The organism is Klebsiella sp. JB_Kp031 (assembly GCF_040064295.1).
Lineage (GTDB): Bacteria > Pseudomonadota > Gammaproteobacteria > Enterobacterales > Enterobacteriaceae > Klebsiella > Klebsiella quasipneumoniae.
The window spans coordinates 72,291-97,542 of the sequence record NZ_JBEAJW010000025.1; the positions used below are offsets into that span (position 1 = coordinate 72,291).

Consider the following 25,252-nt stretch of genomic DNA (forward strand, 5'->3'; position numbering starts at 1 on the left):
CCCGTCGGGAAGCTTTTTAACCTCAGGTCATCATCATTGGCCATTCTGGCGGCGTCTGACTCATGACTTCAATCATCACATCTTTGATATTGCCCCAGATTTTGGCAATATCGAGCAGGGTGATGCCGAGCAAACCGGTGGCGAACCAGCAGGCGGCGGCAAGGCCGAGGCAGCTGCAGATCACCGCCAGACCGGCGTAATCGCTTTTGCGAAGCTGAATATTCAGTGAGCTGGCGAGAAACATGAGTACTGCGCTCACCAGGGGCCAGCGCAACAACACGACACTGGTAGTAATGGAAGCCATTAACCTATCCTCAAAGAAAGTCGGGGAGCCATGGACGACCTGGCGCGACTGACGATGGCATAGCGCTCTGGTCTCAACTGGCGTACTAGAGAGTGATGAAACGCCATTTCTGTTTCATCAACTTGTGTGAACTATATCACACTTGGCGCTTTCTTCACCAGTCAAAAAATGAGCTTTCGCTGCGTTTAATAGCAATGTTATTTGTGTGGATATTAGTGAGCAACCCCCGCTGATCTTATTTTCATTGCCTTGCTAATGATTATTATTCTGCGGGTTTTATTACCTGTTCTTGTTTATTACACGGAGAAACCGAGTCAGATGCGCGTCTATTCTTAATCTTGGCGGAATATCTTCCGAATACCTGATAAATAAGTATTATTCTTCACCATCAGGGGTAAAGCTGACGCCCGTGAGGGCTGGCAGAAAATCTGCTGATATCTATCGCAGTCGCGATTGCTAACGTGTTTGGTCTACCTTAATTAAGGCATATCGCATGGATGTAAGCGTAAATGGGTGACAGTGCGCCGCATAAGGCGCTAAGGCTCATCGGAACGGGGTTGGTTATTTTATTGCCAGTGGTACTGGCATTGTGGTTTGCCCAGCTGCGGGCGAAAGCCGAAACCATTGATCAATTACACTCATTTTCGCAGTTGGCGCTGCAAAAAACGGAAATGGTCATCCGCGAAGCGGATCAGGCCCGGGCGAAAGCCAGCCAGTATCGCGGGGAGCTATGCTCAGCGGACCATCAGCGTTATTTATTGCATATCGTTCGTGGCCTGCTGTATGTGGAAGATCTGATCTACGCTAACGGCCAGCGCTTTATCTGTTCAACGTCCGTTCATCAGCAAACCGGCTGGCGGATGCCGGCGGCCAATTACACCAAAAAGCCGGATGTCGCGATTTACTATTACCGGGACACGCCGTTTTATCCGGGCTTTGCCATGAATTATATGCAGAAGGGGCCCTATGTGGTGGTGGTCAATCCCTTCTCGTACAGCTCGGTAATCGCCAGCGATCGCGATTTAGCCTATGGCGTATTTGATACCAAAACCAACCTCTTTTTCTCGGTCAGTAACAATGTCGAGCCCGCGGAACTTCATGCGTTGATTCGCGAAGGCGATACCTTTTTTAATCAGAATGGCCGGGTGTATACGATAGCCCGCTCCGCTATCCGGCCGATCGCCGTCATTATGTCCACCTCGCGGGCCAGCTATTATCACAACTTTTGTGACCAGGCCAGCCTGACGCTGCCGCTGGGGATCATTTGCAGTATTTTACTGGTGCTGGTGTGGTCGCGCACCCGCCGGCAGTATCACTCGCCGCGCAATATGCTGCAGCGGGCTCTGAGCTGCCGCCAGCTGCGCCTGCACTACCAGCCGATTATCGATATTAAAAATAACCGCTGCGTCGGAGCGGAAGCGCTGCTGCGCTGGCCAGGGTTTGACGGCCCGGTGATGAACCCGGCGGAGTTTATTCCGCTGGCGGAAAATGAAGGCATGATTGCCCAGGTGACGGACTACGTGGTGGATGAGCTGTTTTACGAAATGGGCGAGTTTCTTGCCAGCCATCCGCAGCTGTACGTGGCGATTAATCTCTCTGCGTCGGATTTCCACTCGGCGCGGCTGATTTCACAGATCAGTGAGAAAGCGCGCAGCTATGCGGTCTGTATCGGACAGATCAAAATCGAAGTTACCGAGCGGGGGTTTATCGACGTGCCGAAGACCACGCCGGTGATCCAGGCGTTTCGCGAAGCGGGCTATGAAATTGCCATCGATGATTTCGGCACTGGCTACTCGAATCTGCATAATCTGCACGCCCTGAACGTCGATATCCTTAAAATCGATAAAACCTTCGTTGATACGCTGACCACCAACAACACCAGCCACCTCATTGCCGAGCACATCATCGAGATGGCGCGCGGGTTGCGTTTAAAGACTATCGCGGAAGGCGTGGAGACGCCGGAGCAGGTAAGCTGGCTCTACAAGCGCGGCGTGCAGTATTGCCAGGGCTGGCTGTTTGCGAAAGCGATGCCGGCGCGGGAATTTATGCAGTGGTTAGCCAATGCGCCCGCGCCCGTGAACGTGCCTCAGCCGCCGCGTCACGCGGAGATCTGATGGCGGTAGTCGCTGGGGGTGCGGTCAAACTCCCGGCGGAATACCCGCGAGAAGGTTTGCTGCGAGACATAGCCCAGATCCATAGCGATATCAAAGATCGGCCGCTGGGTGGTTCGCAACGCCTCCGCCGCCAGCAGCAGGCGGCGCTGACGAATATAATCCCCCAGCGTCTGATGCATCACGGTGCGGAACATCCGCTGCAGGTACCACTTCGAGTATCCTGACTTTCTGGCGACTACATCAATGTTAAGTGGTTGATCGATATGTTCATCAATCCATTCAATCAGTGTTTGAATAATATCCTGATGGGACATAAAGCGGCCTCTCTCAATTCTCGATTCGTCGTTTTGTCTGCGGGCGAGTATAATTCCTCAAGTTAACTTGAGGTAAAGCGCTTTATGGAAAAGAAATCACCCCGCATCAAAATGCTGCTGACGCCCGGGGAAGTGGCAAAACGAACCGGCGTAGCGGTCTCGGCCCTCCATTTTTATGAGAGTAAAGGGCTGATCCACAGCCAGCGGAATGCCGGCAATCAGCGGCGCTACCGGCGCGATGTCCTGCGCGCGGTGGCGATTATCAAAATTGCGCAACGTATCGGCATCCCGCTGGCCACCATCGGCGACGCGTTTGGCGTGCTGCCAGAAGGGCACAATCTCAGCGCAAAAGAGTGGAAAATGCTGTCATCACAGTGGCGCGAGGAGCTTGACCGGCGTATCCACACCCTGACGGCGCTGCGCGACCAGCTCGACGGCTGCATTGGCTGCGGCTGTTTATCGCGGCGCGATTGCCCGCTACGCAACCCGGGCGATAAGCTGGGGGAAGAGGGGACCGGCGCTCGGCTGCTGGAAGAGGAGTGATAAAACTAAAGCGCCACAACTGGGCGCTTTAGTTGTTTTCCGGTCTTGGTCTTTCGCATTATCTCGTTGGTTCACGAGAGGGTTTCCCCCGACGTCGACGTCCCTCAGTATTGCGCAATCTGTTGATGGAGGTTCCGGTTTGCGTCGACACTTTAACTATGGCATCTGCCGCCGTTTTTTCCTCACTATTTTGCCGAAATTTTCCCGGCAATCAGCGCCTGTTCCTATAGTTAATTTGAACAAACGACGGGAGAGGCCCATGCTGACGGTACACCATCTTAATCAGTCACGATCGCAACGCGTACTGTGGGCGCTGGAGGAGCTACAGCTGCCTTATCAGATAGTCCGCTATCAGCGGGAAAAGTCGATGCTGGCGCCAGCGGCATTGAAGAAAATCCACCCGCTGGGTAAATCGCCCGTGCTGGAAGACAACGGCTATGTGCTGGCGGAGTCCGGAGCGATCCTTGAGTATTTGCAGGAGAGTTGGGACAGCGATGGGCTGCTGAAGCCGCAGGGCACAGATGACAAACTGCAGTACCGCTTCTGGCTGCACTATGCCGAAGGTTCGCTGATGCCGCTGCTGTTAATGAAGCTGGTGTTCGCCAGCCTCGGCAGACCTCCGGTGCCCTTTGGCGTCCGCTCGCTGGGCTCGCTGCTGGGCAAAGGTATCCAGAAAGCGTGGCTCGATCCCCAACTGGCCACCCATGCGCGGTTCATTGACAACCATCTGGCCACGCGGCCATGGTTTGCCGGCGAGCAGCTGAGCATGGCCGATATCCAGATGAGCTTCCCGGTGATGGCGCTGTTGTCCCGCGGCGGCATGGATGATCTTCGCCATATCGAGGCCTGGCGACAGCGGGTGGAGCAGCGCCCGGCCTGGCAGCGGGCCATCGAGCGCGGCGGCCCCTTCACCTTACCCGGCGCCTGAGGTATCAGCGGATCCGATGACGCGGCTAAATGAAAGCAACTGACTAAAAAATTGTTAGCGGATTGCGCATGGACGATAACGTTTGCGCATCAGCTGGTTATTTTCTGTTCGTCATAAGCGAAATTTAGCGAAATACGATAAACATCGGTTGAAAAGGGTTATCTAAAGGCCGGATAATCGTTTGCCTTTCTGTTTTGCTCCCTCTTTTATCTGCTATCCAGGGGGAGGAGACAAGGTTGACACACCGTAGTGTATGCGTGGAGTTAAACGTTTGCTTTTTTGCAGCCCCCCTGGCGCTGCGATTCGGTACAAGGAGATCGCGTTTAACTGGCAGTGGAGGGTCCACCACGCATACCAACGAACAATAAAAATTTTCAGGGGAAGTTTTCTATGTCTACGCCTTCAGCGCGTACCGGCGGTTCATTAGACGCCTGGTTTAAAATTTCGGCGCGCGGCAGCACCGTGCGTCAGGAGATTGTTGCAGGTCTCACTACCTTTCTGGCGATGGTGTACTCCGTCATCGTAGTGCCGGTAATGCTCGGTAAAGCGGGCTTCCCGCCGGCCGCGGTATTTGTTTCCACCTGTCTGGTGGCGGGCGTTGGCTCGCTGGCGATGGGGCTATGGGCGAATCTGCCAATGGCCATTGGCTGCGCTATCTCGCTGACCGCCTTCACCGCCTTCAGCCTGGTGCTGGGGCAGCACATTAGTATTCCGGTGGCCCTCGGCGCAGTATTCCTGATGGGTGTCCTGTTTACGGTGATTTCGGCAACCGGCATCCGCAGCTGGATCTTGCGCAACCTGCCGCAGGGCGTGGCCCACGGTACCGGGATCGGGATCGGTCTGTTTCTGCTGCTGATCGCTGCCAACGGCGTTGGTCTGGTGATCAAAAACCCGCTGGACGGTCTGCCGGTGGCGTTGGGGAACTTTGACAGCTTCCCGGTGGTGATGTCGCTGATTGGCCTCGCGGTGATCATCGGTCTGGAAAAAATGAAAGTACCAGGCGGTATTCTGCTGACCATTATCGGCGTGTCGATTGTCGGCCTGATTTTCGATCCGAACGTCCATTTCTCCGGTATTTTCGCCATGCCATCCCTGAGCGATGATAAAGGCAACTCGCTGATCGGCAGCCTCGACATCATCGGCGCGCTGAACCCGGTCGTGCTGCCCAGCGTGCTGGCGCTGGTGATGACGGCGGTCTTTGACGCCACCGGTACTATCCGCGCGGTGGCCGGCCAGGCAAACCTGCTGGACAAAGATGGGCAGATCATTAACGGCGGTAAAGCGCTGACCACCGACTCCCTGAGCAGCGTCTTCTCCGGTTTAGTCGGGGCGGCGCCAGCGGCGGTGTATATCGAATCGGCGGCGGGTACCGCGGCCGGCGGTAAAACCGGGCTGACCGCGGTGACGGTCGGTGTCCTGTTCCTGCTGATCCTGTTCCTCTCTCCGCTCTCGTATCTGGTACCACCTTACGCGACGGCACCGGCGCTGATGTACGTCGGCCTGCTGATGCTGAGCAACGTGGCGAAAATCGATTTCAACGACTTCGTCGACGCGATGGCTGGCCTGATCACCGCGGTGTTTATCGTGCTGACCTGTAACATCGTGACCGGCATTATGATCGGTTTCGCGACCCTGGTGATCGGCCGCCTGGTCTCCGGCGAGTGGCGTAAGCTGAACCTCGGCACGGTGATTATCGCGGTGGCGCTGGTGGTCTTCTACGCCGGCGGGTGGGCGATTTAAACCCTTTGTGCTCCTCACGGGTGGCTCAGGCCGCCCGTTTTATTTTTAAGCCACATCCTGTTTCCATTTGCGTTAATCTGGGTAGCGTATGATTCACAGGCAAGACGCCTCACAGGTATAAAAGAAAACGCAGCAAACAGGGAACACATGGAAATATTCTTTACCATCCTCATCATGACCCTTGTGGTCTCACTCTCCGGGGTAGTGACGCGCGTACTGCCCTTTCAGGTTCCACTCCCACTGATGCAAATCGCCATTGGCGCGCTTCTGGCGTGGCCGACCTTTGGTTTGCACGTTGAATTTGATCCAGAGCTGTTTCTGGTCCTGTTTATCCCGCCGCTGCTGTTCGCCGACGGCTGGAAAACGCCGACCCGCGAATTCATTGAGCACGGGCGCGAGATCCTTGGCCTGGCGCTGGCGCTGGTGGTCGTGACGGTGGTCGGCATCGGCTTTCTGATCTACTGGATTGTGCCGGGCATTCCGCTGATCCCGGCGTTCGCGCTGGCGGCCGTGCTGTCGCCGACCGATGCCGTGGCGCTTTCGGGTATCGTCGGGGAAGGGCGGATACCGAAAAAAATCATGGGCATTTTGCAGGGTGAGGCGCTGATGAACGACGCCTCCGGCCTGGTCTCGCTCAAGTTTGCCGTCGCGGTGGCGATGGGCACCATGGTCTTTACCGTCGGCGGCGCCACCGTTGAGTTTCTGAAGGTGGCGATTGGCGGCGTGCTGGCCGGGTTTGTGGTGAGCTGGTCGTATGGCCGCTCGATGCGCTTCCTCAGCCGCTGGGGCGGTGACGAGCCCGCCACGCAGATCGTCCTGCTGTTCCTGCTGCCGTTTGCCTCCTATCTGATTGCCGAACATATCGGCGTCTCCGGCATTCTGGCGGCGGTGGCGGCAGGGATGACCATCACCCGTTCCGGCGTGATGCGTACCGCGCCGCTGGCGATGCGCCTGCGCGCCAACAGCACCTGGGCGATGCTGGAGTTTGTCTTTAACGGCATGGTGTTTCTGCTGTTGGGCCTGCAGCTGCCGGATATCCTCTCCAGCTCGCTGGTGGCGGCGGAAGCCGACCCCAACGTCGAGACCTGGATGCTGTTTACCGACATCATCCTGATCTATGCCGCGCTGATGCTGGTGCGTTTTGGCTGGCTGTGGTCGATGCGTAAGCTTAGCCAGCGCTTCCTGAAGAAGAAACCGATGGAGTTTGGCTCCTGGACCACGCGCGAGCTGCTGATCTCCTCCGTTGCCGGGGTGCGCGGGGCGATTACCCTCGCCGGTGTGCTCTCTATTCCGCTGTTGCTGCCGGACGGGAATGTCTTTCCGGCGCGCTATGAGCTGATTTTCCTCGCCGCCGGGGTGATCCTGTTCTCGTTGTTCGTTGGGGTGATTGCGCTGCCGATCCTGCTGCGTCACATTGAATCGAGCGATAATGTGCAGCAGCGGAAAGAGGAGCGTCTGGCGCGCGCGGCGACGGCGGACGTGGCGATTGTGGCGATCCAGAAGATGGAAGAGCGGCTGGCGGCGGACACCAAAGAGAATATCGATAACCAGCTGCTGACCGAAGTCAGTTCACGGGTGATCGGTAACCTGCGCCGCCGCGCCGATGGGCGTAACGACGTGGAGACCTCCATGCTCGAAGAGAGCCTGGAGCGGCGCTTCCGCCTGGCGGCGCTGCGCTCTGAGCGCGGTGAGCTGTACCATCTGCGCGCCACCCGGCAGATCAGTAACGAGACGCTGCAGAAGCTGCTGCACGACCTCGACCTGCTGGAAGCGCTGTTGATCGAAGATCAGTGATCGTCAGACCCGGTGGCGTAGCGCCGCCGGGTGATCTCTCGTAACGCACGTGTGCCCCCTGGCAGCTGACGCCTTACCGGGCCGACAACCTCCGCGGTATCCACCCGATGCGCACCAGCCTGGCGCCGCCAGGCGTTATTCCAGCCAGAACGCTTTACTGCAGGCCAGCCAGGCCTCAGCACTACGCGACATATACACGCCTTCCCGCCAAATCATCCCCAGCTCCCAGCGCAGCTCGCTTTGCAATGGGATCCAGCAAAAGTTCTGCGGGTCGAGACGCTGGCAAATCGGCTCCGGCAGGATCGCCACGCCAATGCCGGCCTGCACCATGGCGGCGAGAAAATCCCACTGGCCGCTGCGCACGGCGATCCGCGGCTTCACGTCGTGCTCGCTAAACAGGCGCATCAGCTGCTGGCTGAGGGCAAATTCCTCGTTGTAGATAACCAGCGGATGCGCCGCCAGCTCCGCCGGCGAGAGCGACGTTTTGCCTTCCCACGCCGCGGTCCTGGGCGTCAGGACGCACAGTGGGTGGTTGAACAACGGCAGGGTGGTGAGGCTGCTACCCTCTTCGATCGGCAGGGCGGTCATCGCCATATCAAGTTCACCATTGCTGACCGCCTGCTGGACCGTCAGGCCGCCAAACTCGGCGATTTTCAGCTCGACGCCCGGGTAGCGCTGGCGGAAACGGCTGATCGGCTCCGCCATCAGCATCCCGACCATCGGCGGAATGCCAAGACGCAGCACCCCCTTATGCAGGTGATTGATATCGCTCAGCTCTGACTCCAGCTGGCTGAACTCGCCGAGGATCGCCTGGCCGCGTTCAAAAACCACGCGCCCGGTATCGGTAAGCAGCAGTTTGCGGCCGTCGCGGATCAACAGCGTGCAGTTCAGTTCATCTTCGAGATTTTTAAGCATCTTGCTGATGGTGGGCTGCGTGACAAACAGCTTTTCCGCCGCGCGAGTAAAACTCTGCTGACGAACCACTTCAACGAAATAGCGCAGCGTTCGGATATCCATAATTATTCCCTGAGACTATACCTGCGATGATTTTAATTCATTTCTGTCCGCGTCGGCGGCTCTCTATACTGCACCCCTGACTTCTTTTTTCCAGGAATATCGCTCATGGCCTTCGCGCCAGCTCGCGTTGTCCCCGTCGTGGCGCAACGTCTTCAGATCCCGGTGCAGGTACTTCTCTACGTCGGGTTATTTATCTTCGCGCAATATCTGGTGAACACCTGGCAGGTGCCGCTGCCGGCCAACCTGGTCGGCATGGTGATGCTCCTGCTGCTGATCGTCTGCCGGGTGATCCCCCTGAACTGGGTTCGCGCCGGCGCCCGCTGGTTGCTGGCGGAAATGCTGCTGTTTTTTGTCCCGGCGGTGGTGGCGGTGGTCAATTATGCTCAACTGCTGATGGTCGACGGCTGGCGGATTTTTCTGGTGATTGCGTTAAGCACGCTGATGGTGCTGGGCGCCACCGCCTGGGTCGTTGACAAGGTCTATCGTTACGAAGTGAGCAGGATAAATAAATGAGCGATGTCGTGCTGAGTATCCTGTGTCTGCTGGCGACCCTGGGCCTTTATTATGCCAACAAAAAACTGTATCGCCGTTTTCATAAACTGCCGCTGATGCCGCTGGTGTTCACGCCGATCCTGCTGGTGCTGATTCTGGTGGTAGGCCACATCTCCTATCAGAGCTATATGGGGGAGACCCACTGGCTGCTCTGGCTGCTGGGCCCGGCGACCATCGCTTTTGCCGTCCCGGTCTATGAAAATGTCGCGGTGATTAAACGCCACTGGATGTCACTCACCGCCGGGGTGATCACCGCGTCGGTTGTTGCGGTGACCAGTTCGGTCTGGCTGGCGAGATGGTTGACGCTGCCTGATGAGATCCAGCGGAGCCTGGCTGTGCGCTCGGTAACGACGCCCTTTGCCCTTGCCGCAGCGAAGCCGCTGGGCGGCCAGCCTGATTTAGTCGCTCTGTTTGTTGTTGTCACCGGGGTATTCGGTATGACGATAGGTGATGTACTGTTTCTGCGACTTTCTATTCGCGCAGGAATGGCGAAAGGAGCGGGGTTTGGCGCAGCATCACATGGCGCTGGTACCGCACGATCTTATGAGCTTGGCCCACAGGAGGGCGTCGTCGCCAGCCTGGTGATGATGCTTTCCGGAGTCGTGATGGTGCTGGCCGCGCCTTTGGTGCGCTGGGCACTGTTTTAAAAGTCACTCCGCGCTCATTTCAGCTATTTTTTACGGATTAACCTGGTGGCATGGTGATTAATGGAACAACTTGATTGGGGATTTATCACTATCTCTGATTGTTGCCAGGGAAAATAATCCTTAATTAGTCTTAGTTCTAATATTATTTATTGATAACCCTTGTCTGGTTTTTCTTTAATCCGCCATGATTATTCTTAATTATTTATCGATAGTTCGTAACCAAATGTTTCTATTTGAATATTGTTTTATTTACTATATTTATTTGTATGTGTTTGAATATTTTAATAATGAATATTTTGATATTATAACTCAATGATTTTATTTGCATATTTTTAATGCATATATGATGGTTATTAATGACAGACATTTATGACTTTGAATTAGCCTTTCTTCTATTGTTGAGAATACTCCTGGTTTCCGTTATCTTGTTTGCGTGAGCTTTTATTATTGAATGGATTCAAGTGGAATTAAAGCTCTTGCATTTGAACTAATGTTAAATGCAAGCCATACATTTCCCTAAGCAATATACCAGCAGTTAAGAACGTTGGTATCCAATCTCATTCGCTAATAGCTTGCCATAAACAATTGATGGATTGATTGTTATTCTGAATAAATAGGGGAATACAAATGAAAGCAAATTTCAAAACGTTAGCTAAGATTTTAGCTTTATCTTCTGGCTGCTCTTTGGTGGCAATGTCTCATGCGAATAATACTATCGACTTCACGGGGACGGTGGCCGAAACCACATGTTCCGCCAGTATTGATAATAATGCTTCATCTATTGAAATGGGGACTGTCTCGGTAGCAGATTTAACAGCGAACGTCTATAGCGCCGCGAAGAACTTCTCTTTCACACTGGCCGGTTGCCCTACGGGCGAAGGTGCTCTGACCAAAGCCCGAATTACCTTTGGTGGTGAAGCAGATAAATTTAATAGTGATTATTTTCGAAACCAGGCTACAGGAACACCAGCAACCAATGTTGCTGTTGCTATTTTTGATGGCGCTGGCGTATTGCAAAAGAACAATACTGAAGGTTCTGATGTCGATATTTCTTCTGGGGAAGCGACCATTCCGTTTATCGTAAAAATGGCTAAGTCAGGTTCCTCTGCTCCAACTAAAGGCCCAGTGAAGACGACCGTAACCTATAACGTAACCTATTATTAATTAATCACTATATCAAGGGAAAGCAGTTTGCTTTCCCTGTTTGGACAAGGCTATGAACAGATTATTATGTTTAGTGTGTTTTTTTTTCTCTATTTCAGTTTCGCAGGCTAGCGTAGTTGTTGGCGGAACGCGCGTTATCTTTGATGGAACAAAAAAGACAACCACCGTCTCTGTTCAGAATAAAGATAATGTTACAAATATCGTCCAGTCATGGTTAGCCATCGTTGATGAGACATCACCCGCGAAAGACTCCTTTATTACCACCCCGCCTCTTTTTCGCTTGAAGGCAGGAGAAAAAGGATTTGTACGCATTCTTCGTACAGGCAAACCGATGCCGGAAGATCGAGAGTCTATGTTGTGGCTCAATATTAAAGGAATTCCTGCAACGGATGACGTATCAGATAAAAATATAGTGCAATTTGCGATTAACTCAAGGATTAAACTCATTTATCGGCCTGCAGCTTTAAAAAATGCTATTCCGGAAGAATTTGCTCAAAAACTGCAATGGTCAAATGATGTCAGAGCCATTAAGGTAAAAAATGATTCTCCTCTCTATATGAATTTCTCTGAGATTTTTATTAATGGTAAAGCAGTACCCGAGGCGTGGTTTGTTGCACCCTATTCAACGATAAGAATACCGGTAGCTAATGCCTCTCCAGCTGGGAAAAAAGAAATCACATGGAGTGTGATCAATGATTATGGTATGTCGGGACCAAAATATAAGGCCATCATTCAATAGCGCTGGATGGAATGATGCATTCTCATTGAAAAGTAGCTATATCGCCATACTTTGCAGTCTTGGCGCTATCCCCTTAACGTCTTTCGCTGGGGAGTATTTTAACCCACATTTACTTGAAGTTAATGAAACTAGTGCGACAAGCGTAGATTTATCTTATATTTCTCGCGAAGCCGTACCTCCTGGTCAGTATAATCTTGATATTTATATTAACGACAAGTTTATCGCTTCTGACACTATCGTCTTTAAGCCACAAAAGGAAGGTAGTGATTCGTCTGCTGAGCCGTGTATTAGCGTTGCGCAACTAAAAGAGTGGTCAATAAAAACGCAGGATTATCCTGAGCTCACGATAGAGGGCTCCGAGTGTGCAAAACTGCCTGCAATACCAGGATGGGAAACGGCGGTTTTACTTTCACAGCAGCGAGTCGATTTTACCGTGCCGCAGGTCGCGATGCTGCGTCACCCTCAGGGCTATGTCCCCGAGAATCAATGGCAGCAGGGCATTACCGCCGGGCTGCTTAACTATAATCTTTCGGGGCAAAAAAACGATCCGCGGCACGGAGGCGCATCGACATCCAGTCAGTTTCTTAGTCTGCAGCCTGGGTTGAACGTTGGGCCATGGCGTTTACGTAATTACAGCACCTTTAATCATGATAATGATGGCAACCAGTGGGACTCCGTCTATAGCTATATTTCGCGCGATATCCATGCTCTGAAAGGCCAGCTGATACTGGGGCAGACTTACACCTATCCTGGCATCTTTGACAGCTTCAGCTTCACCGGTGTGCAGATGAATGCAGACAGGGAGATGCTACCGGACAGCATGAATGGCTTTGCTCCGGTGATCAAAGGCATTGCCCGGACGACTGCAGACGTAACGGTATATCAGAATGGATACAGCATCTATAAAACCACGGTCTCTCCCGGGGCATTCGAAATAAATGATCTTTATCCAACGGGGAGTGCGGGCGATCTCTATGTTACGGTGAAAGAGTCTGATGGCGGCGAGCAGAGCTTCGTGGTGCCTTTTGCCTCGCTGGCGATTCTCCAGCGGGAAGGGCAGATAGACTATGCTTTCAGCAGCGGTAAAACTCGCTCGGCGAGCTCAGGCGGAAAGGAATACCATTTTCTGCAATCCACCCTTGCCTGGGGTGCATTGAGTAACGTTACGCTGTACGGCGGTTTTCAGCAACTGGAAGATAAATATAGCAATGCGCTGTTGGGAGCTGGGTTTAATCTGGGATCTGTTGGCGCACTCTCATTGGATGCTTCTCAGTCCTGGGCTGATATAAAAGAAAATCCAACCGCGGATAATACCACTGCCAGCGAGGGGCAGTCTTATCGCGTGCGTTTTAGTAAAGATTTTCCATTAACGGGTACCAACTTCTCCGTTGCCGGATATCGGTATTCAACCCATGGCTATTATTCTCTGCAGAATTTCATTGACCGGGCAAATGCTCATAGCGGGTGTTGTTCATTAACGGGGCGGACTAAAGATCGTTTTGACGCTTCGGCCTCCCAGATTTTCTCCGGGTTCGGTTCTCTCGCCCTCTCGCTGGTCAGTGAATCTTATTGGGATAATTCACGTATGGAGTCGCTGGGGGTGAGCTATAGCAATACCCTGGGTCGCATTTCTTACTTCATTAACTACTCCTACAGCCGAAATGTGCAGAGCACAGGCCAGAACAGCGATAGCTCTCCGACCAGCGATAATATGATATCGCTTACGATGAGCATGCCTTTTGGCGCGGATATATCGGCTAACTACAACCTGAACAGCAGCCGGACGGGCGACACGACCCATAGCCTGGGGTTGAGCGGTTCTGCGTTTGCGGACCGTTCTCTGAACTGGAACGTGCAGGAAGGCTACAACGCCAGCGATAAAAGTATCTCTGGAAACGTCAATCTGAACTATCAGGGTTCCCGGGGCGAAGTCGCCGCCGGATACGGGTATGACAGCTATAGCTCGCACTACAATTACTCGCTTCGCGGCGGGATGGTTGCCCATTCTGGCGGGGTAACCCTTTCTCGCTATCTGGGCGAGAGCGTGGCGCTGGTCGAAGCGCCGGGCGTCAGCGATGTGGCAGTTCGGGGGCAGACGAATATTACGACCGATGCTTTTGGATACGCCGTTGTGCCTTTTGTACGCCCCTACCATGAAAACAATCTCTCTCTTGATGAGCAGCAGGTCTCTGGTGCGGAAATTGATAACATTGTCAGAAAGGTAGTCCCGACGCGAAATGCGATTGTTAAAGTCAAATATGATACCTGGATCGGCTATAAGGCCATGGTCACCATCAACTACAAAAATAAAGCGGTGCCTTTTGGCGCCGTGGTGACGCTTGAGGATGAAAATCTGAATGATAAAGAGCGTCGTAGTTCGATTGTCGGCGATGCCGGGCAAGTCTATATTACCGGGTTACCCAAAAAAGGCCGGCTATTTGTGAAGTGGGGTGATACGCAAAATAGCCAGTGTTATCTCAATTATGATTTTTCATCTGATCAGTCAGTGGATGATATCGTTTTTTATGCAGAGAATTGCCGATGATGAATACCAGGGTAAAGGCTTTAATTCATAATCTCAGGATAGCGGCGATGAAGAGGGGGAATGGCCGGCTATCCATAAAACCATGCTTATTGCTTATTATTAGCATTGGGGTTTTATTCATTTTCGCAAGACCTGCCTGGCCCTTTAACGCCAATAGTGTAGTTAATTTTAATGTCAGCGGTAAGATTGAAGAACCCGTATGTGAAGTGTCGGTAAAGCCCTCCAGTACTATCGATCTGGGAACGGTTTCCCTTCAACGTCTGACCGGTAAACCAGGCGCGAGTAGTGATGCCACGGCCGTTGCCATTGCCTTTGAGCATTGCTCAACGGGGATGACCTCGGTGACGATAACATTTAACGGTAATTCATATAGTAGTACCTATCCCAGTATTTATCAGGATGAGCTTATTTATGGTGCCAAGAACGTAGGGTTACAGCTGCTAAGTGCGGTGGATCAGAAAAGCCTGGGGCCAAATGATACTTATACCTATGCCCTCCCTGAGGGCGCTGAACGCGTTTTTAATATGATTGCCAGAATGTACACCCCTGACGGGAAAGTAACAGCGGGAAAGGTGGCTTTTACCGTTACTTTCAACGTGACCTACAAATAATAGTGCGCATAAAAACATATAAATGGAGTTAGTATGAAACGTGTTTTTTTACTGCTGCTGTGGCTGTCTCCAGTTTGTGGCTGGGCCTGCAGCAACTATATAAATGGCGGGGATGTCACCATTGCCAACCTGCCGCCAAGAATATTGCTGAGTGCGAATAACTATACGGCTGGGACCATTCTCTATGACTCCGGGAAAATCACCGGGCCGCAAACTTCGATGAATAATTGTAATGGTGGTATTTACGCACAGTTTAAATGGGCTTCCTCAATGGTGGGTTCTCACACCAGCGATCATATCTATACGACTTCAGTCCCGGGGATCGGTATCAGAATAAAAGTGTGGCTTAATGTCACAGGGCAAATGGAGGGTTACAATACCCAAATCAAACCTGACTATAGCGAACATTATATAGGAGATGCGAATTTTCTATTGGGGCAGGGGAGCTTGTTTTATTTTTATAACCACTCTCACTACAACCCTGTCTATCAATTGCAATTGATAGCCACTGGCGGCGCTATCGCCAGCGGTAGTGCTCTGACCTTGGGTAACCCAACCTCAACGGTGTCCATCAAAGATGGCGATGGCACGATGGCAGCTTCCAGTTTGCGCGTCACTGGTTCCACGCAAATCCAGCTGGTGCCGATGGGGTGCGATGTTGACGTGACAAGTCTGCTATTTCAGATGGGCAACGTCAGCGCCTCTGAATTTAATAAGGCGACAAAAGTCGGTTCTGCACAACAAAATCTGACGCTGACTTGCGAACCAGGAACGAACGTCACACTGAAGGTCTCGGCCTCTTCAGCTCAAGGAGATAATCCAGACAATAGCGTGATATCCCTGGGATGGGCTCCTGATGCGGCAACAGGTGTCGGCGTGCAATTGAATCTTAATGGGAAGGCATTACCCTTGAATACGGATCTCACATTGTTTTCATCCAGCAGAACGACAGTTTTGAATTCGGGTGCAGAGGCCAGTTACCGCGTATTCAGCAATCCGGACAACCCGGGAGGGGCTTCAGGTACAGAGAGACTTTCCTTTACGACTAACTATTATAAAACCGGTTCCGAGGTGAAGGCTGGGCAGGCGAACGCCAACGGAACCCTGAACTTTACCTACAATTAACCTAAATGCCGCGGGTTGCTTCCCCGGCCAGCAGGCCGGGAAAGCGAGCTTAATGCGCCTGACCTTTCTCGATGCCAATCCCTGTCTGCGAACGGATAAACTGGGCGCGGAACTGCTCGCGCTCGCGCATCCCTTCCGGTGAGTTATCGGTCGCGGAGAAGAGCCAGATGCCGATAAAGGCGATCGCGATGGAGAACAGCGCTGGGTATTCATACGGGAACAGCGCTTTCTCATGACCGAGGATCTGCACCCAAATGGTCGGGCCGAGGATCATCAGAATCACCGCCGTCAGCAGACCCAGCCAGCCGCCGATCATCGCCCCGCGGGTGGTCAGCTTCGACCAGTACATCGACAGCAGGATAATCGGGAAGTTACAGCTGGCGGCAATAGAGAACGCCAGGCCGACCATGAAAGCGATATTCTGATTTTCGAACAGGATGCCCAGCAGAATGGCCACCACGCCGAGGATCAGCACCGTAATTTTGGAGACCTTCAGCTCCTGACGCTCGGTCGCCCCTTTACGGAAGACGTTGGCGTACAGGTCGTGCGACACCGCCGAGGCGCCCGCCAGCGTCAAGCCAGCGACCACCGCCAGAATAGTGGCGAAGGCGACCGCGGAGATAAAGCCGAGGAACAGGTTGCCGCCCACCGCATCCGCCAGATGCACCGCCGCCATATTATTGCCGCCGATAAGCTGCCCGGCCGCGTCTTTGAACACTGGGTTCGCGCCGACCAGCATGATGGCGCCGAAGCCGATGATAAAGGTCAGAATATAGAAGTAGCCCATAAAACCGGTGGCGTAGAACACGCTTTTACGCGCTTCTTTGGCGTCGCTCACGGTAAAGAAACGCATCAGGATATGCGGCAGGCCGGCGGTACCAAACATCAGACCGAGGCCAAGGGAGAGCGCGGATATCGGATCTTTCACCAGCCCGCCTGGGCTCATAATCGCCGCGCCTTTCGGGTGGACGGCCATCGCTTCGGTAAACAGATTATTGAAGCTGAAGCCGACGTGCTTCATCACCATAAAGGCCATAAAGCTGGCGCCGAACAGCAGCAGAACCGCTTTGATAATCTGCACCCAGGTGGTCGCCAGCATGCCGCCGAACAGGACATAGAGCACCATCAGGACGCCCACCAGCACCACCGCAACGTGATAGTTAAGGCCGAACAGCAGCTGGATCAGCTTGCCGGCGCCAACCATTTGGGCGATCAGATAGAGGGCCACCACCACCAGCGAGCCGCAGGCGGAGAGGGTGCGGATCGGTCCCTGTTTGAGACGATAGGACGCCACGTCGGCAAAGGTGTAGCGGCCAAGGTTGCGCAGACGTTCGGCAATCAGAAACAGGATAATCGGCCAGCCGACAAGGAAGCCCAGCGAGTAGATCAGACCGTCGTAACCGGAGGTATACACCAGCGCGGAGATACCAAGGAACGACGCTGCCGACATAAAGTCGCCGGCAATCGCCAGCCCGTTCTGGAAACCGGTGATATTGCCGCCGGCGGTGTAGTAATCGCTGCGCGAACGCACCCGTTTTGACGCCCAGTAAGTGATGTACAGGGTCAGGGCGACGAAAATCAGGAACATGACAATCGCCTGCCAGTTGGTCGGCTGGCGCTGTACCGCGCCGGTAATGGCGTCTGCGGCCTGAACGCCGAGGGGCAGCAGCGTGGCGGCGAGCGCCGTCAGGACTCTCTTGATCATGCTTTTACCTCGTTGAGAACGCTCTTGGTCAAACGGTCAAATTCACCGTTGGCCCGCCAGACATAAATACCGGTGAGAACAAACGAAATGACGATCACCCCGATGCCCAGCGGGATCCCGCGGGTGACGCTGGTCCCGGCGTGCAGCGGCGTGCCGAGCCAGCCTGGCGCGAAGGCGATAAGCAGAATAAAGCCCACATAGATCACTAACATAATCACTGACAGAATGGCGGCAAACCGTTGCCGTGATGCTACCAGCTCCCTGAAATGCGCACTATTTTCTATCCGCTGACAAAGTTGTTCATTCATCTTAGCGTCTCCAGAGGTCTCCCTTTCGTCATCCACGCAGCGGACGCTGGCGACAGCAACCCCTCCGGCGTTAAAGGCCGGGATACGGTTCGCTGACGGCGTTCCTGCGAGTGAAATCCTGGGGGAGGGACTTATTTTTATCCTCTCCCCGGTGGGGGAGAGGGTGTAGGGAATCGGTCCTTACTTAAGAAGGCATGGTAATGGCCTGCTTCTCTTCGAGCAGTTTTTCCACTACGCCAGGATCGGCGAGAGTCGAGGTATCGCCGAGGTTGCTGGTGTCGCCCGCGGCGATCTTGCGCAGAATGCGGCGCATGATTTTGCCCGAGCGGGTTTTTGGCAACGAATCGGTCCAGTGCAGAACATCCGGCGTCGCCAGCGGGCCAATCTCTTTACGCACCCAGTTACGTACTTCCGCATACAGCTCCGGCGTCGGTTCTTCACCGTGATTGAGCGTCACGTAGGCGTAGATAGCCTGGCCCTTGATGTTGTGCGGAATACCGACCACTGCCGCTTCGGCGATTTTCGGGTGCGAAACCAGCGCCGATTCGATCTCGGCAGTACCCAGACGGTGGCCGGAGACGTTCAGTACGTCATCCACGCGGCCGGTGATCCAGTAATAGCCATCTTCATCTCGGCGCGCGCCGTCGCCGCTAAAGTACATATTTTTGAAGGTGGAGAAGTAGGTTTGCTCAAAGCGCTCATGATCCCCGAACAGGGTACGCGCCTGGCCGGGCCAGGAGTCGGCGATGGCAAGATTGCCCTCGGTGGCGCCATCCAGCGGCAGCCCTTCGTTATCCACCAGCACCGGCTGAACGCCGAAGAACGGGCGGGTAGCGGAGCCAGCCTTCAGCTCAATCGCCCCCGGCAGCGGGGTGATCATAAAGCCGCCGGTTTCGGTCTGCCACCAGGTGTCCATCACCGGGCACTTCTCGTTACCGATCTTCTTCCAGTACCACTCCCAGGCTTCCGGGTTAATGGGTTCGCCGACCGAGCCGAGAATGCGCAGCGAGGAGCGGTCTGTGCCTTCGATAGCCTTGTCGCCTTCCGCCATCAGGGCACGGATCGCCGTCGGAGCGGTATACAGAATGCTGACCTTATGCTTATCGACGACCTGGCACATACGCGCCGGGGTTGGCCAGTTCGGCACCCCTTCGAACATCAGAGTGGTGGCGCCGCAGGCCAGCGGGCCGTACAGCAGATAGCTGTGGCCGGTGACCCAGCCGACATCGGCGGTGCACCAGTAAATATCGCCCGGGTGGTAATCGAAAACGTATTTAAAGGTGGTGGCCGCGTAGACCAGATAGCCGCCGGTGGTGTGCAACACCCCTTTCGGTTTACCGGTGGAGCCAGAGGTATAGAGGATGAACAGCGGATCTTCGGCGTTCATCTCGACGGGGCGGTGTTCGGCGCTGGCGTTCGCCATCAGATCGCTCCACCACAGATCGCGGCCTTCCTGCCAGTCGATTTTACCGCCGGTACGTTTCAGGACCACGACGTGTTCAATGCTGTTTACGTTCGGGTTTTTCAGCGCGTCATCGACGTTTTTCTTCAGCGGGATGGCGCGACCGGCGCGCAGCCCTTCATCCGCGGTGATCACCAGGCGCGAGCTGGAGTCGATAATGCGTCCGGCCACTGCCTCCGGCGAGAAGCCACCGAAAATCACCGAGTGGATGGCGCCGATGCGGGCGCAGGCCAGCATCGCCACCGCGGCTTCCGGCACCATCGGCATATAGATGGCGACCACGTCGCCTTTTTTAATCCCGAGGCCGAGCAGCACATTGGCGAAGCGGCACACGTCCGCATGCAGTTCACGGTAGGTGATGTGCTTGCTCTGGCTGGCGTCGTCGCCTTCCCAGATGATGGCGGTTTGATCGCCGCGCTCGGCGAGGTGGCGGTCGAGGCAGTTGGCGGCGAGGTTCAGGGTGCCGTCTTCATACCATTTGATGGAAATGTTACCTGGCGCGAAGGAGGTATTCTTCACGCGGGTGTAGGGGCGCATCCAGTCAAGGATTTTCCCCTGCTCGCCCCAGAATGTATCAGGGTCGGTTATGGATTGTTGATACTGCGCCTTGTACTGATCCGGGTTAATCAGGCAACGTTCCGCAATGTTAGCGGGAATAGGGTGTTTGTGTATTTGGCTCATGGCTTTTTTTCTCCTTTGAACTTGTTAAATATATGTCAAACAAACGTTAAGAGTAGGGGTTTTGACAGCTTTGTTTGTTAATTGGGGGGCAGATCACGCAATGATTCAACTGAGTGAAATTTCGTCAAATGAAACTTTGAAGTGAAATAATTACGCAAATGAATTTATAGAAATGGAAGGTGTGAAATATTTTTTATTACAAATACTTATGCAAGGTAACTGGGGGAAATTCGCTGCTTTATGCAGAAAAGCAGAGGAAAGCCCTGTTCTTAAAGGCTTGCGCAGCATGCCGTGCAAATGATACTGATATTGCGCGTTAAATAACCCCACAAAGCAACGCAACACAATTCATACCCCCTGCAGTGGGTACCATGACGAAAAGGAATGGTGCCTTTCATTGAGGAAGTCAGTAGTGAAGAAAACAAAAAAAGTCAGTCTGGCCTGGCAAATTTTGCTAGCCCTGGTGCTGGGTATCCTTCTGGGCAGTTATCTGCATTACCACGCCGAAAGTCGCGATTGGTTGATTAGCAATTTGCTGACACCGGCGGGCGATATCTTTATCCATCTGATTAAAATGATCGTGGTCCCGATTGTTATTTCGACCCTGGTGGTCGGGATTGCCGGCGTGGGCGATGCCAAACAGTTAGGCCGGATCGGCGCCAAAACGATTATCTATTTCGAAGTGATCACCACGGTGGCGATCGTGCTGGGTATCACCCTGGCCAACGTCTTTCAGCCGGGAACGGGCATTGATATGTCGCAGCTGGCGGCGGTTGATATTTCGAAATACCAGAATACCACCGCTGAGGTGCAGAGCCATGCGCATGGCCTGATGGGCACCATCCTGTCGCTGGTGCCAACCAACATCGTGGCGTCGATGGCGAAAGGCGATATGCTGCCGATTATTTTCTTCTCGGTGCTGTTTGGTCTGGGGCTCTCCTCGCTGCCGGCGACGCACCGTGAACCGCTGGTGACGGTCTTCCGCTCCATCTCCGAAACCATGTTCAAAGTCACCCATATGGTGATGCGCTATGCGCCGATCGGGGTGTTCGCCCTGATTTCAGTGACCGTCGCCACCTTCGGGTTCGCCTCGCTGTGGCCGTTGGCCAAGCTGGTGCTGCTGGTTTACTTCGCGATCCTGTTTTTCGCGCTGGTGGTGCTGGGGATTGTCGCCCGCCTGTGCGGCCTGAGCATCTGGATCCTGATCCGCATCCTAAAAGATGAGCTGATTCTGGCTTACTCCACCGCCAGCTCCGAGAGTGTGCTGCCGCGAATTATCGAGAAAATGGAAGCCTATGGCGCGCCGGCGTCGATCACCAGCTTCGTGGTGCCGACCGGCTACTCCTTTAACCTCGATGGCTCAACGCTGTATCAGAGCATTGCGGCGATCTTTATCGCCCAGCTCTACGGCATCGACCTCTCCATCTGGCAGGAGATCACCCTGGTGCTGACCCTGATGGTGACCTCGAAGGGGATCGCTGGCGTGCCGGGCGTCTCCTTTGTCGTGCTGCTGGCCACCCTGGGCAGCGTCGGGATCCCGCTGGAAGGTCTCGCCTTTATCGCCGGCGTTGACCGTATCCTCGACATGGCGCGTACCGCGCTGAACGTGGTGGGCAATGCGCTGGCGGTGCTGGTTATCGCCAAGTGGGAGCATAAGTTCGACCGTAAAAAAGCGCTGGCGTATGAACGCGAAGTGCTGGGCAAGTTTGATAAAACCGCCCAATAAAACACAAAGCCCGGCGCGAGTGCCGGGCTTTTTCTTATCCTTTACTGATCCTGTCAAACTCTTCGCAGCCGGTATCAAATCCCTCAAGACAGCTAACGTTCAGCCAGTGCAGCGCCTTCTGCTTATTCGGTTCGATAAAGCCTTTCTCCCCCTGCTGGAACATCATCCCGGCCCAGTATTCGGCATAGCCGGTCCGCGAGAGCGCTGAGCTGCCTTTGAAGTATTCGCTCGCTTTCACATCATCTTCCGGGCCGTGCACACCGCTGGCGTAGATCAGCCCGAGCAGCATCTGGGCGTCTACCGCCGCATCGCTTTCGCTGTCCTGGGCGGCATCCTGCAGGAGTGTGATGGCGTGCGCCACGTCGGTGGGACCGGCCTGACGGTTCACCAGCACCCGCGCGAGGACGATTTCCCCGGATTTACTGCCGGCCTTAACGGCTTTTTCCGCCAGCTGGCGAGCCTGCGGATAGTCCGCCTGCTGCGGATTGCGAATTTTGAGCTGCGCCAGCAGGGCCAGCGCGTCGCCATCGCCCTGCGCCGCTGCTTTCTGGGCCCAGAATTCGGCTTTCTGATAATCGCCGGAGCTGACCCAGGTATCCGCAAGGTAATATTGGGCGCGACGATCGCCGGCTTCCGCCTGCTGTTGATACTGACTGCCGGGTTCGGTGGCCACCGCTGCGCCGCTGGTGAAAACCAGTAAAAATAAAAAGAGGTATTTCATTTGTATTTATTATCAGCAAGGAACATAGCGCGCAGTATAAAGGGAGGCGAAAAAGAAGAAAATGGCGGGAATTAGCGGGGTGAATACCCGGATAGCGGCGCGTAGCGCCTTATCCGGGCTACGGTTCGGTATTCGGTTGGTAGCCCCGGTAAGCGTAAGCGCCACCGGGGAGGGTTCCCGGATATCGGGTATGGCCGTCGCACCTTAACCCATCGCGCTTTCGCGCAGGCGGGATTTCAGCTTGTTGTACTCGTCGATCACGTACTGTTCCGCCGCGCGCTGATCGGCAATCCGCTCAACGTTGACCGCGCAGTACTTGTACTCCGGCGTTTTGGTTATTGGGCTCAGGTTCTCCGACACCAGCTCGTTACAGGCGCCAATCCACCACTGGTAGGTCATATACACCGCGCCTTTATTCGGCCGGTCGCTGACCTGCGCGCGGGTGATGATCCGACCCTTGCGCGAATTCACCCACACCAGCGCTTCATCCTCAATGCCTAACCGTTCGGCGTCGGCGGTGTTGATTTGCGCATAGCCAGGCTCATCCGCCAGCGCCGCCAGCGCCGCGCAGTTACCGGTCATTGAACGGCACGAGTAGTGGCCGACTTCGCGCACCGTCGACAGCACCATCGGGTACTCGTCGGTGAGCTTATCGATCGGCGCGACCCAGTCGCAGGTGAAGAACTGCGCCAGCCCGTTCGGGGTATCGAACTTCTCTTTAAACAGATACGACGTCCCCTGATCGGCGTCGGACTCATCGCGGCACGGCCACATCACATAGCCGAGCTCACCCATTTTCTCGTAGGTGGCGCCGTAGAAGTCCGGGCACAAATGCCGCAACTCGTCCCAGATCTCCTGGGTGTTGTTGTAGTGCATCGGATAACCCATCCGGGTAGCGATTTCGCTGATGATCTGCCAGTCGGTTTTCAGATCCCACTTCGGCTCCACGGCTTTAAAGAAGCGCTGGAAGCCGCGGTCCGCTGCGGTGTACACGCCTTCGTGCTCGCCCCACGACGTGGACGGCAGGATGACGTCGGCCGCGGAGGCGGTTTTGGTCATGAAAATGTCCTGGACGATCACCAGTTCCAGATCGTCGAACGCTTTGCGCACCGCTGACAGTTCAGCATCGGTCTGCAGCGGATCTTCACCCATAATGTACGCCGCCCGCACTTCACCGTGCGCCGCGCGGTGCGGCAGCTCGCTGATGCGATAGCCGGTATGCGCCGGCAGGCTGTCGACGCCCCAGGCTTTGGCGAACTTCTCGCGGTTTTCCGGGAACTTAACGTACTGGTAGCCTGGATAGGTATCCGGCAGCGCACCCATATCGCAGGCGCCCTGGACGTTGTTCTGGCCACGCACCGGGTTGACGCCGACGCTCGGTTTGCCGAGGTTGCCGGTGAGGATCGCCAGGCTGGTCAGGGAACGCACGGTCTCCACGCCCTGGTAGAACTGGGTAACGCCCATGCCCCACAGAATGGCGGCGGATTTGGCGCTGGCGTACATCCGGGCGCAGGCGCGGATCTCCTGGGCGCTGACCCCGGTGATCTCCTCCACCGACTCCGGCGTGTAGCCTTCAACGATTTTGCGATACTCCTCGAAGCCTTCGGAACGGCTGGCGACGAAGGATTTATCGTACAGATCCTCTTCAATAATCACGTGGCCAATCGCGTTGAGCAGCGCGATATTCGAGCCGTTCTTCAGCGCAATGTGCATATCGGCGATGCGCGCGGTTTCAATTTTGCGCGGGTCGCAGACGATAATTTTCGCCCCGTTGCGTTTAGCGTTAATGACGTGATTCGCCACGATAGGGTGGGAATCCGCCGGGTTGTAGCCGAAGATAAACACCAGATCGGTGTTATCAATCTCTGTGATGGCATTACTCATGGCGCCGTTACCGACCGACTGGTGCAGACCTGCAACCGAAGGGCCGTGTCAGACGCGAGCGCAGCAGTCGACGTTATTGGTACCAATAACGGCGCGCGCGAATTTTTGCATCACATAGTTGGTTTCATTACCGGTGCCGCGGGAGGAGCCGGTGGTTTGGATCGCATCCGGGCCATATTTGGCTTTAATGGCGCTGAGGCGAGTGGCGACGTAATCCAGCGCCTCATCCCAGGAGACAGCTTCCAGCTTGCCGCCGCGTTGACGACGGATCATGGGGGTTTTCAGGCGCGGCGTCAGGATCTGGGTATCGTTAATAAAGTCCCAGCCATAATAGCCTTTCAGGCACAGGGTTCCCTGGTTGGTTTTCCCCTGCGCCGCTTCAGCCCGAACGATTTTGCCGTTATCGACCACCAGATTGATTTTGCAACCTGATGCGCAATACGGGCAAACCGTGACGACTTTTTTCATCGGTCTTGCTCCAGTTATTCAATGGGCGCGTTTGCGCTATCGCGCCGTCACTATGCATCTTCTATGCCATATTTTCATTGTGGGTATTCCTTGATGATACGCGGCTTTTTTGGGCGAAATGCTGACGAAAAACAGCCTGTCGACAGATTTGACGTGTCGA

The 25,252-nt window shown here is 54.6% G+C and carries 21 protein-coding genes and 1 pseudogene; 14 read left to right on the plus strand and 8 right to left on the minus strand.

The annotated features are described in order from the left end of the window. Positions 1–22 precede the first annotated feature (22 nt). Complete coding sequence (locus ABLV64_RS10495) at positions 23–304, minus strand: YjcB family protein (protein WP_002885064.1); 282 nt, start codon at positions 302–304, stop codon at positions 23–25. A 509-nt stretch (positions 305–813) separates the two neighbouring features. On the opposite strand from ABLV64_RS10495, the gene ABLV64_RS10500 reads away from it, so the two are divergent. Continuing rightward, positions 814–2,418: an EAL domain-containing protein gene (locus ABLV64_RS10500; RefSeq protein WP_017900108.1), complete on the plus strand. Its 1,605-nt coding sequence runs from the start codon at positions 814–816 to the stop codon at positions 2,416–2,418. On the opposite strand, the gene soxS is transcribed toward ABLV64_RS10500, so the two are convergent. Further along, positions 2,403–2,732, minus strand: a complete 330-nt coding sequence (soxS, locus tag ABLV64_RS10505) for a superoxide response transcriptional regulator SoxS (RefSeq protein ID WP_023291646.1) — start codon at positions 2,730–2,732, stop codon at positions 2,403–2,405. The genes ABLV64_RS10500 and soxS overlap by 16 nt on opposite strands. Positions 2,733–2,816: 84 nt before the next feature. Between soxS and soxR the strand changes: the two genes are divergently transcribed. The 4 genes from soxR to ABLV64_RS10525 all read left to right on the plus strand — a co-directional run bounded on the left by soxR (position 2,817) and on the right by ABLV64_RS10525 (position 7,737). Then, positions 2,817–3,275, plus strand: coding sequence for a redox-sensitive transcriptional activator SoxR (gene soxR / locus ABLV64_RS10510; RefSeq protein WP_004206331.1), 459 nt, complete (start codon positions 2,817–2,819; stop codon positions 3,273–3,275). Positions 3,276–3,534: 259 nt separating this feature from the next. Further along, complete coding sequence (locus ABLV64_RS10515; protein WP_017900107.1) at positions 3,535–4,203, plus strand: glutathione S-transferase; 669 nt, start codon at positions 3,535–3,537, stop codon at positions 4,201–4,203. 390 nt (positions 4,204–4,593) lie between these two features. Beyond that, complete coding sequence (locus ABLV64_RS10520; protein WP_348843343.1) at positions 4,594–5,943, plus strand: NCS2 family permease; 1,350 nt, start codon at positions 4,594–4,596, stop codon at positions 5,941–5,943. Positions 5,944–6,090: 147 nt separating this feature from the next. Then, positions 6,091–7,737, plus strand: a complete 1,647-nt coding sequence (locus ABLV64_RS10525) for a Na+/H+ antiporter (protein WP_004206334.1) — start codon at positions 6,091–6,093, stop codon at positions 7,735–7,737. Between the two features lie 135 nt (positions 7,738–7,872). Here the strand turns inward: ABLV64_RS10525 and ABLV64_RS10530 are convergent, their stop codons facing one another. After that, the gene (locus ABLV64_RS10530; RefSeq protein WP_017900105.1) at positions 7,873–8,754 is read right to left on the minus strand and encodes a LysR family transcriptional regulator; all 882 of its coding nucleotides are present in this window, start codon (positions 8,752–8,754) and stop codon (positions 7,873–7,875) included. A gap of 105 nt (positions 8,755–8,859) precedes the next feature. Between ABLV64_RS10530 and ABLV64_RS10535 the strand changes: the two genes are divergently transcribed. The 7 genes from ABLV64_RS10535 (at position 8,860) to ABLV64_RS10565 (ending at position 16,137) form a co-directional block, all read left to right on the plus strand. Continuing rightward, positions 8,860–9,267, plus strand: coding sequence for a CidA/LrgA family protein (locus tag ABLV64_RS10535; protein ID WP_032456851.1), 408 nt, complete (start codon positions 8,860–8,862; stop codon positions 9,265–9,267). Then, on the plus strand, positions 9,264–9,953 hold the full coding sequence (locus ABLV64_RS10540) for an LrgB family protein (protein ID WP_032456852.1): 690 nt from the start codon (positions 9,264–9,266) through the stop codon (positions 9,951–9,953). Before ABLV64_RS10535 ends, ABLV64_RS10540 begins: the two co-directional genes overlap by 4 nt. Before the next feature lie 627 nt (positions 9,954–10,580). Continuing rightward, positions 10,581–11,117, plus strand: coding sequence for a fimbrial protein (locus ABLV64_RS10545; RefSeq protein ID WP_017900102.1), 537 nt, complete (start codon positions 10,581–10,583; stop codon positions 11,115–11,117). Positions 11,118–11,169: 52 nt separating this feature from the next. Beyond that, positions 11,170–11,856 carry a fimbrial assembly chaperone gene (locus ABLV64_RS10550; RefSeq protein ID WP_348843342.1) on the plus strand — a complete coding sequence of 229 codons (687 nt, stop codon included), beginning with the start codon at positions 11,170–11,172 and terminating at the stop codon, positions 11,854–11,856. Continuing rightward, positions 11,810–14,401, plus strand: a complete 2,592-nt coding sequence (locus ABLV64_RS10555) for a fimbria/pilus outer membrane usher protein (protein ID WP_025999227.1) — start codon at positions 11,810–11,812, stop codon at positions 14,399–14,401. The genes ABLV64_RS10550 and ABLV64_RS10555 overlap by 47 nt, the downstream gene beginning before the upstream one ends. Further along, the gene (locus ABLV64_RS10560; protein ID WP_017900099.1) at positions 14,398–15,012 is read left to right on the plus strand and encodes a fimbrial protein; all 615 of its coding nucleotides are present in this window, start codon (positions 14,398–14,400) and stop codon (positions 15,010–15,012) included. The genes ABLV64_RS10555 and ABLV64_RS10560 overlap by 4 nt, the downstream gene beginning before the upstream one ends. 33 nt (positions 15,013–15,045) lie before the next feature. Beyond that, positions 15,046–16,137, plus strand: coding sequence for a type 1 fimbrial protein (locus tag ABLV64_RS10565; protein WP_017900098.1), 1,092 nt, complete (start codon positions 15,046–15,048; stop codon positions 16,135–16,137). A gap of 49 nt (positions 16,138–16,186) precedes the next feature. Here the strand turns inward: ABLV64_RS10565 and actP are convergent, their stop codons facing one another. The 3 genes from actP to acs form a co-directional block, all read right to left on the minus strand. Next, positions 16,187–17,839, minus strand: a complete 1,653-nt coding sequence (gene actP, locus ABLV64_RS10570) for a cation/acetate symporter ActP (RefSeq protein ID WP_025999225.1) — start codon at positions 17,837–17,839, stop codon at positions 16,187–16,189. After that, entirely contained in the window at positions 17,839–18,150 is a 312-nt protein-coding gene (locus ABLV64_RS10575; protein WP_004206350.1) for a DUF485 domain-containing protein, read from the minus strand. Before ABLV64_RS10575 ends, actP begins: the two co-directional genes overlap by 1 nt. Before the next feature lie 184 nt (positions 18,151–18,334). Beyond that, positions 18,335–20,293, minus strand: a complete 1,959-nt coding sequence (gene acs, locus ABLV64_RS10580) for an acetate--CoA ligase (protein ID WP_004206352.1) — start codon at positions 20,291–20,293, stop codon at positions 18,335–18,337. A gap of 100 nt (positions 20,294–20,393) precedes the next feature. Here acs and ABLV64_RS10585 point away from each other — a divergent pair. Next, positions 20,394–20,594 (plus strand): annotated as a pseudogene (locus tag ABLV64_RS10585) (hypothetical protein). A gap of 111 nt (positions 20,595–20,705) precedes the next feature. Then, positions 20,706–22,019, plus strand: coding sequence for a glutamate/aspartate:proton symporter GltP (gene gltP / locus ABLV64_RS10590; protein WP_004206354.1), 1,314 nt, complete (start codon positions 20,706–20,708; stop codon positions 22,017–22,019). A 34-nt stretch (positions 22,020–22,053) separates the two neighbouring features. Here gltP and ABLV64_RS10595 read toward each other — a convergent pair whose 3' ends face one another. Both ABLV64_RS10595 and fdhF read right to left on the minus strand, forming a co-directional pair. After that, complete coding sequence (locus ABLV64_RS10595) at positions 22,054–22,740, minus strand: tetratricopeptide repeat protein (protein ID WP_004206356.1); 687 nt, start codon at positions 22,738–22,740, stop codon at positions 22,054–22,056. 204 nt (positions 22,741–22,944) lie between these two features. Then, complete coding sequence (fdhF, locus tag ABLV64_RS10600; protein WP_077598907.1) at positions 22,945–25,092, minus strand: formate dehydrogenase subunit alpha; 2,148 nt, start codon at positions 25,090–25,092, stop codon at positions 22,945–22,947. Between the last annotated feature and the right edge of the window lie 160 nt (positions 25,093–25,252).

Bases quoted from the DNA above. Each gene is read 5' to 3' on its own strand.
- ABLV64_RS10495 (WP_002885064.1), bottom strand. From the start codon at position 304: ATGGCTTCCATTACTACCAGTGTCGTGTTGTTGCGCTGGCCCCTGGTG.
- ABLV64_RS10500 (WP_017900108.1), top strand. From the start codon at position 814: ATGGGTGACAGTGCGCCGCATAAGGCGCTAAGGCTCATCGGAACGGGG.
- soxS (WP_023291646.1), bottom strand. From the start codon at position 2,732: ATGTCCCATCAGGATATTATTCAAACACTGATTGAATGGATTGATGAA.
- soxR (WP_004206331.1), top strand. From the start codon at position 2,817: ATGGAAAAGAAATCACCCCGCATCAAAATGCTGCTGACGCCCGGGGAA.
- ABLV64_RS10515 (WP_017900107.1), top strand. From the start codon at position 3,535: ATGCTGACGGTACACCATCTTAATCAGTCACGATCGCAACGCGTACTG.
- ABLV64_RS10520 (WP_348843343.1), top strand. From the start codon at position 4,594: ATGTCTACGCCTTCAGCGCGTACCGGCGGTTCATTAGACGCCTGGTTT.
- ABLV64_RS10525 (WP_004206334.1), top strand. From the start codon at position 6,091: ATGGAAATATTCTTTACCATCCTCATCATGACCCTTGTGGTCTCACTC.
- ABLV64_RS10530 (WP_017900105.1), bottom strand. From the start codon at position 8,754: ATGGATATCCGAACGCTGCGCTATTTCGTTGAAGTGGTTCGTCAGCAG.
- ABLV64_RS10535 (WP_032456851.1), top strand. From the start codon at position 8,860: ATGGCCTTCGCGCCAGCTCGCGTTGTCCCCGTCGTGGCGCAACGTCTT.
- ABLV64_RS10540 (WP_032456852.1), top strand. From the start codon at position 9,264: ATGAGCGATGTCGTGCTGAGTATCCTGTGTCTGCTGGCGACCCTGGGC.
- ABLV64_RS10545 (WP_017900102.1), top strand. From the start codon at position 10,581: ATGAAAGCAAATTTCAAAACGTTAGCTAAGATTTTAGCTTTATCTTCT.
- ABLV64_RS10550 (WP_348843342.1), top strand. From the start codon at position 11,170: ATGAACAGATTATTATGTTTAGTGTGTTTTTTTTTCTCTATTTCAGTT.
- ABLV64_RS10555 (WP_025999227.1), top strand. From the start codon at position 11,810: ATGATTATGGTATGTCGGGACCAAAATATAAGGCCATCATTCAATAGC.
- ABLV64_RS10560 (WP_017900099.1), top strand. From the start codon at position 14,398: ATGATGAATACCAGGGTAAAGGCTTTAATTCATAATCTCAGGATAGCG.
- ABLV64_RS10565 (WP_017900098.1), top strand. From the start codon at position 15,046: ATGAAACGTGTTTTTTTACTGCTGCTGTGGCTGTCTCCAGTTTGTGGC.
- ABLV64_RS10575 (WP_004206350.1), bottom strand. From the start codon at position 18,150: ATGAATGAACAACTTTGTCAGCGGATAGAAAATAGTGCGCATTTCAGG.
- acs (WP_004206352.1), bottom strand. From the start codon at position 20,293: ATGAGCCAAATACACAAACACCCTATTCCCGCTAACATTGCGGAACGT.
- ABLV64_RS10595 (WP_004206356.1), bottom strand. From the start codon at position 22,740: ATGAAATACCTCTTTTTATTTTTACTGGTTTTCACCAGCGGCGCAGCG.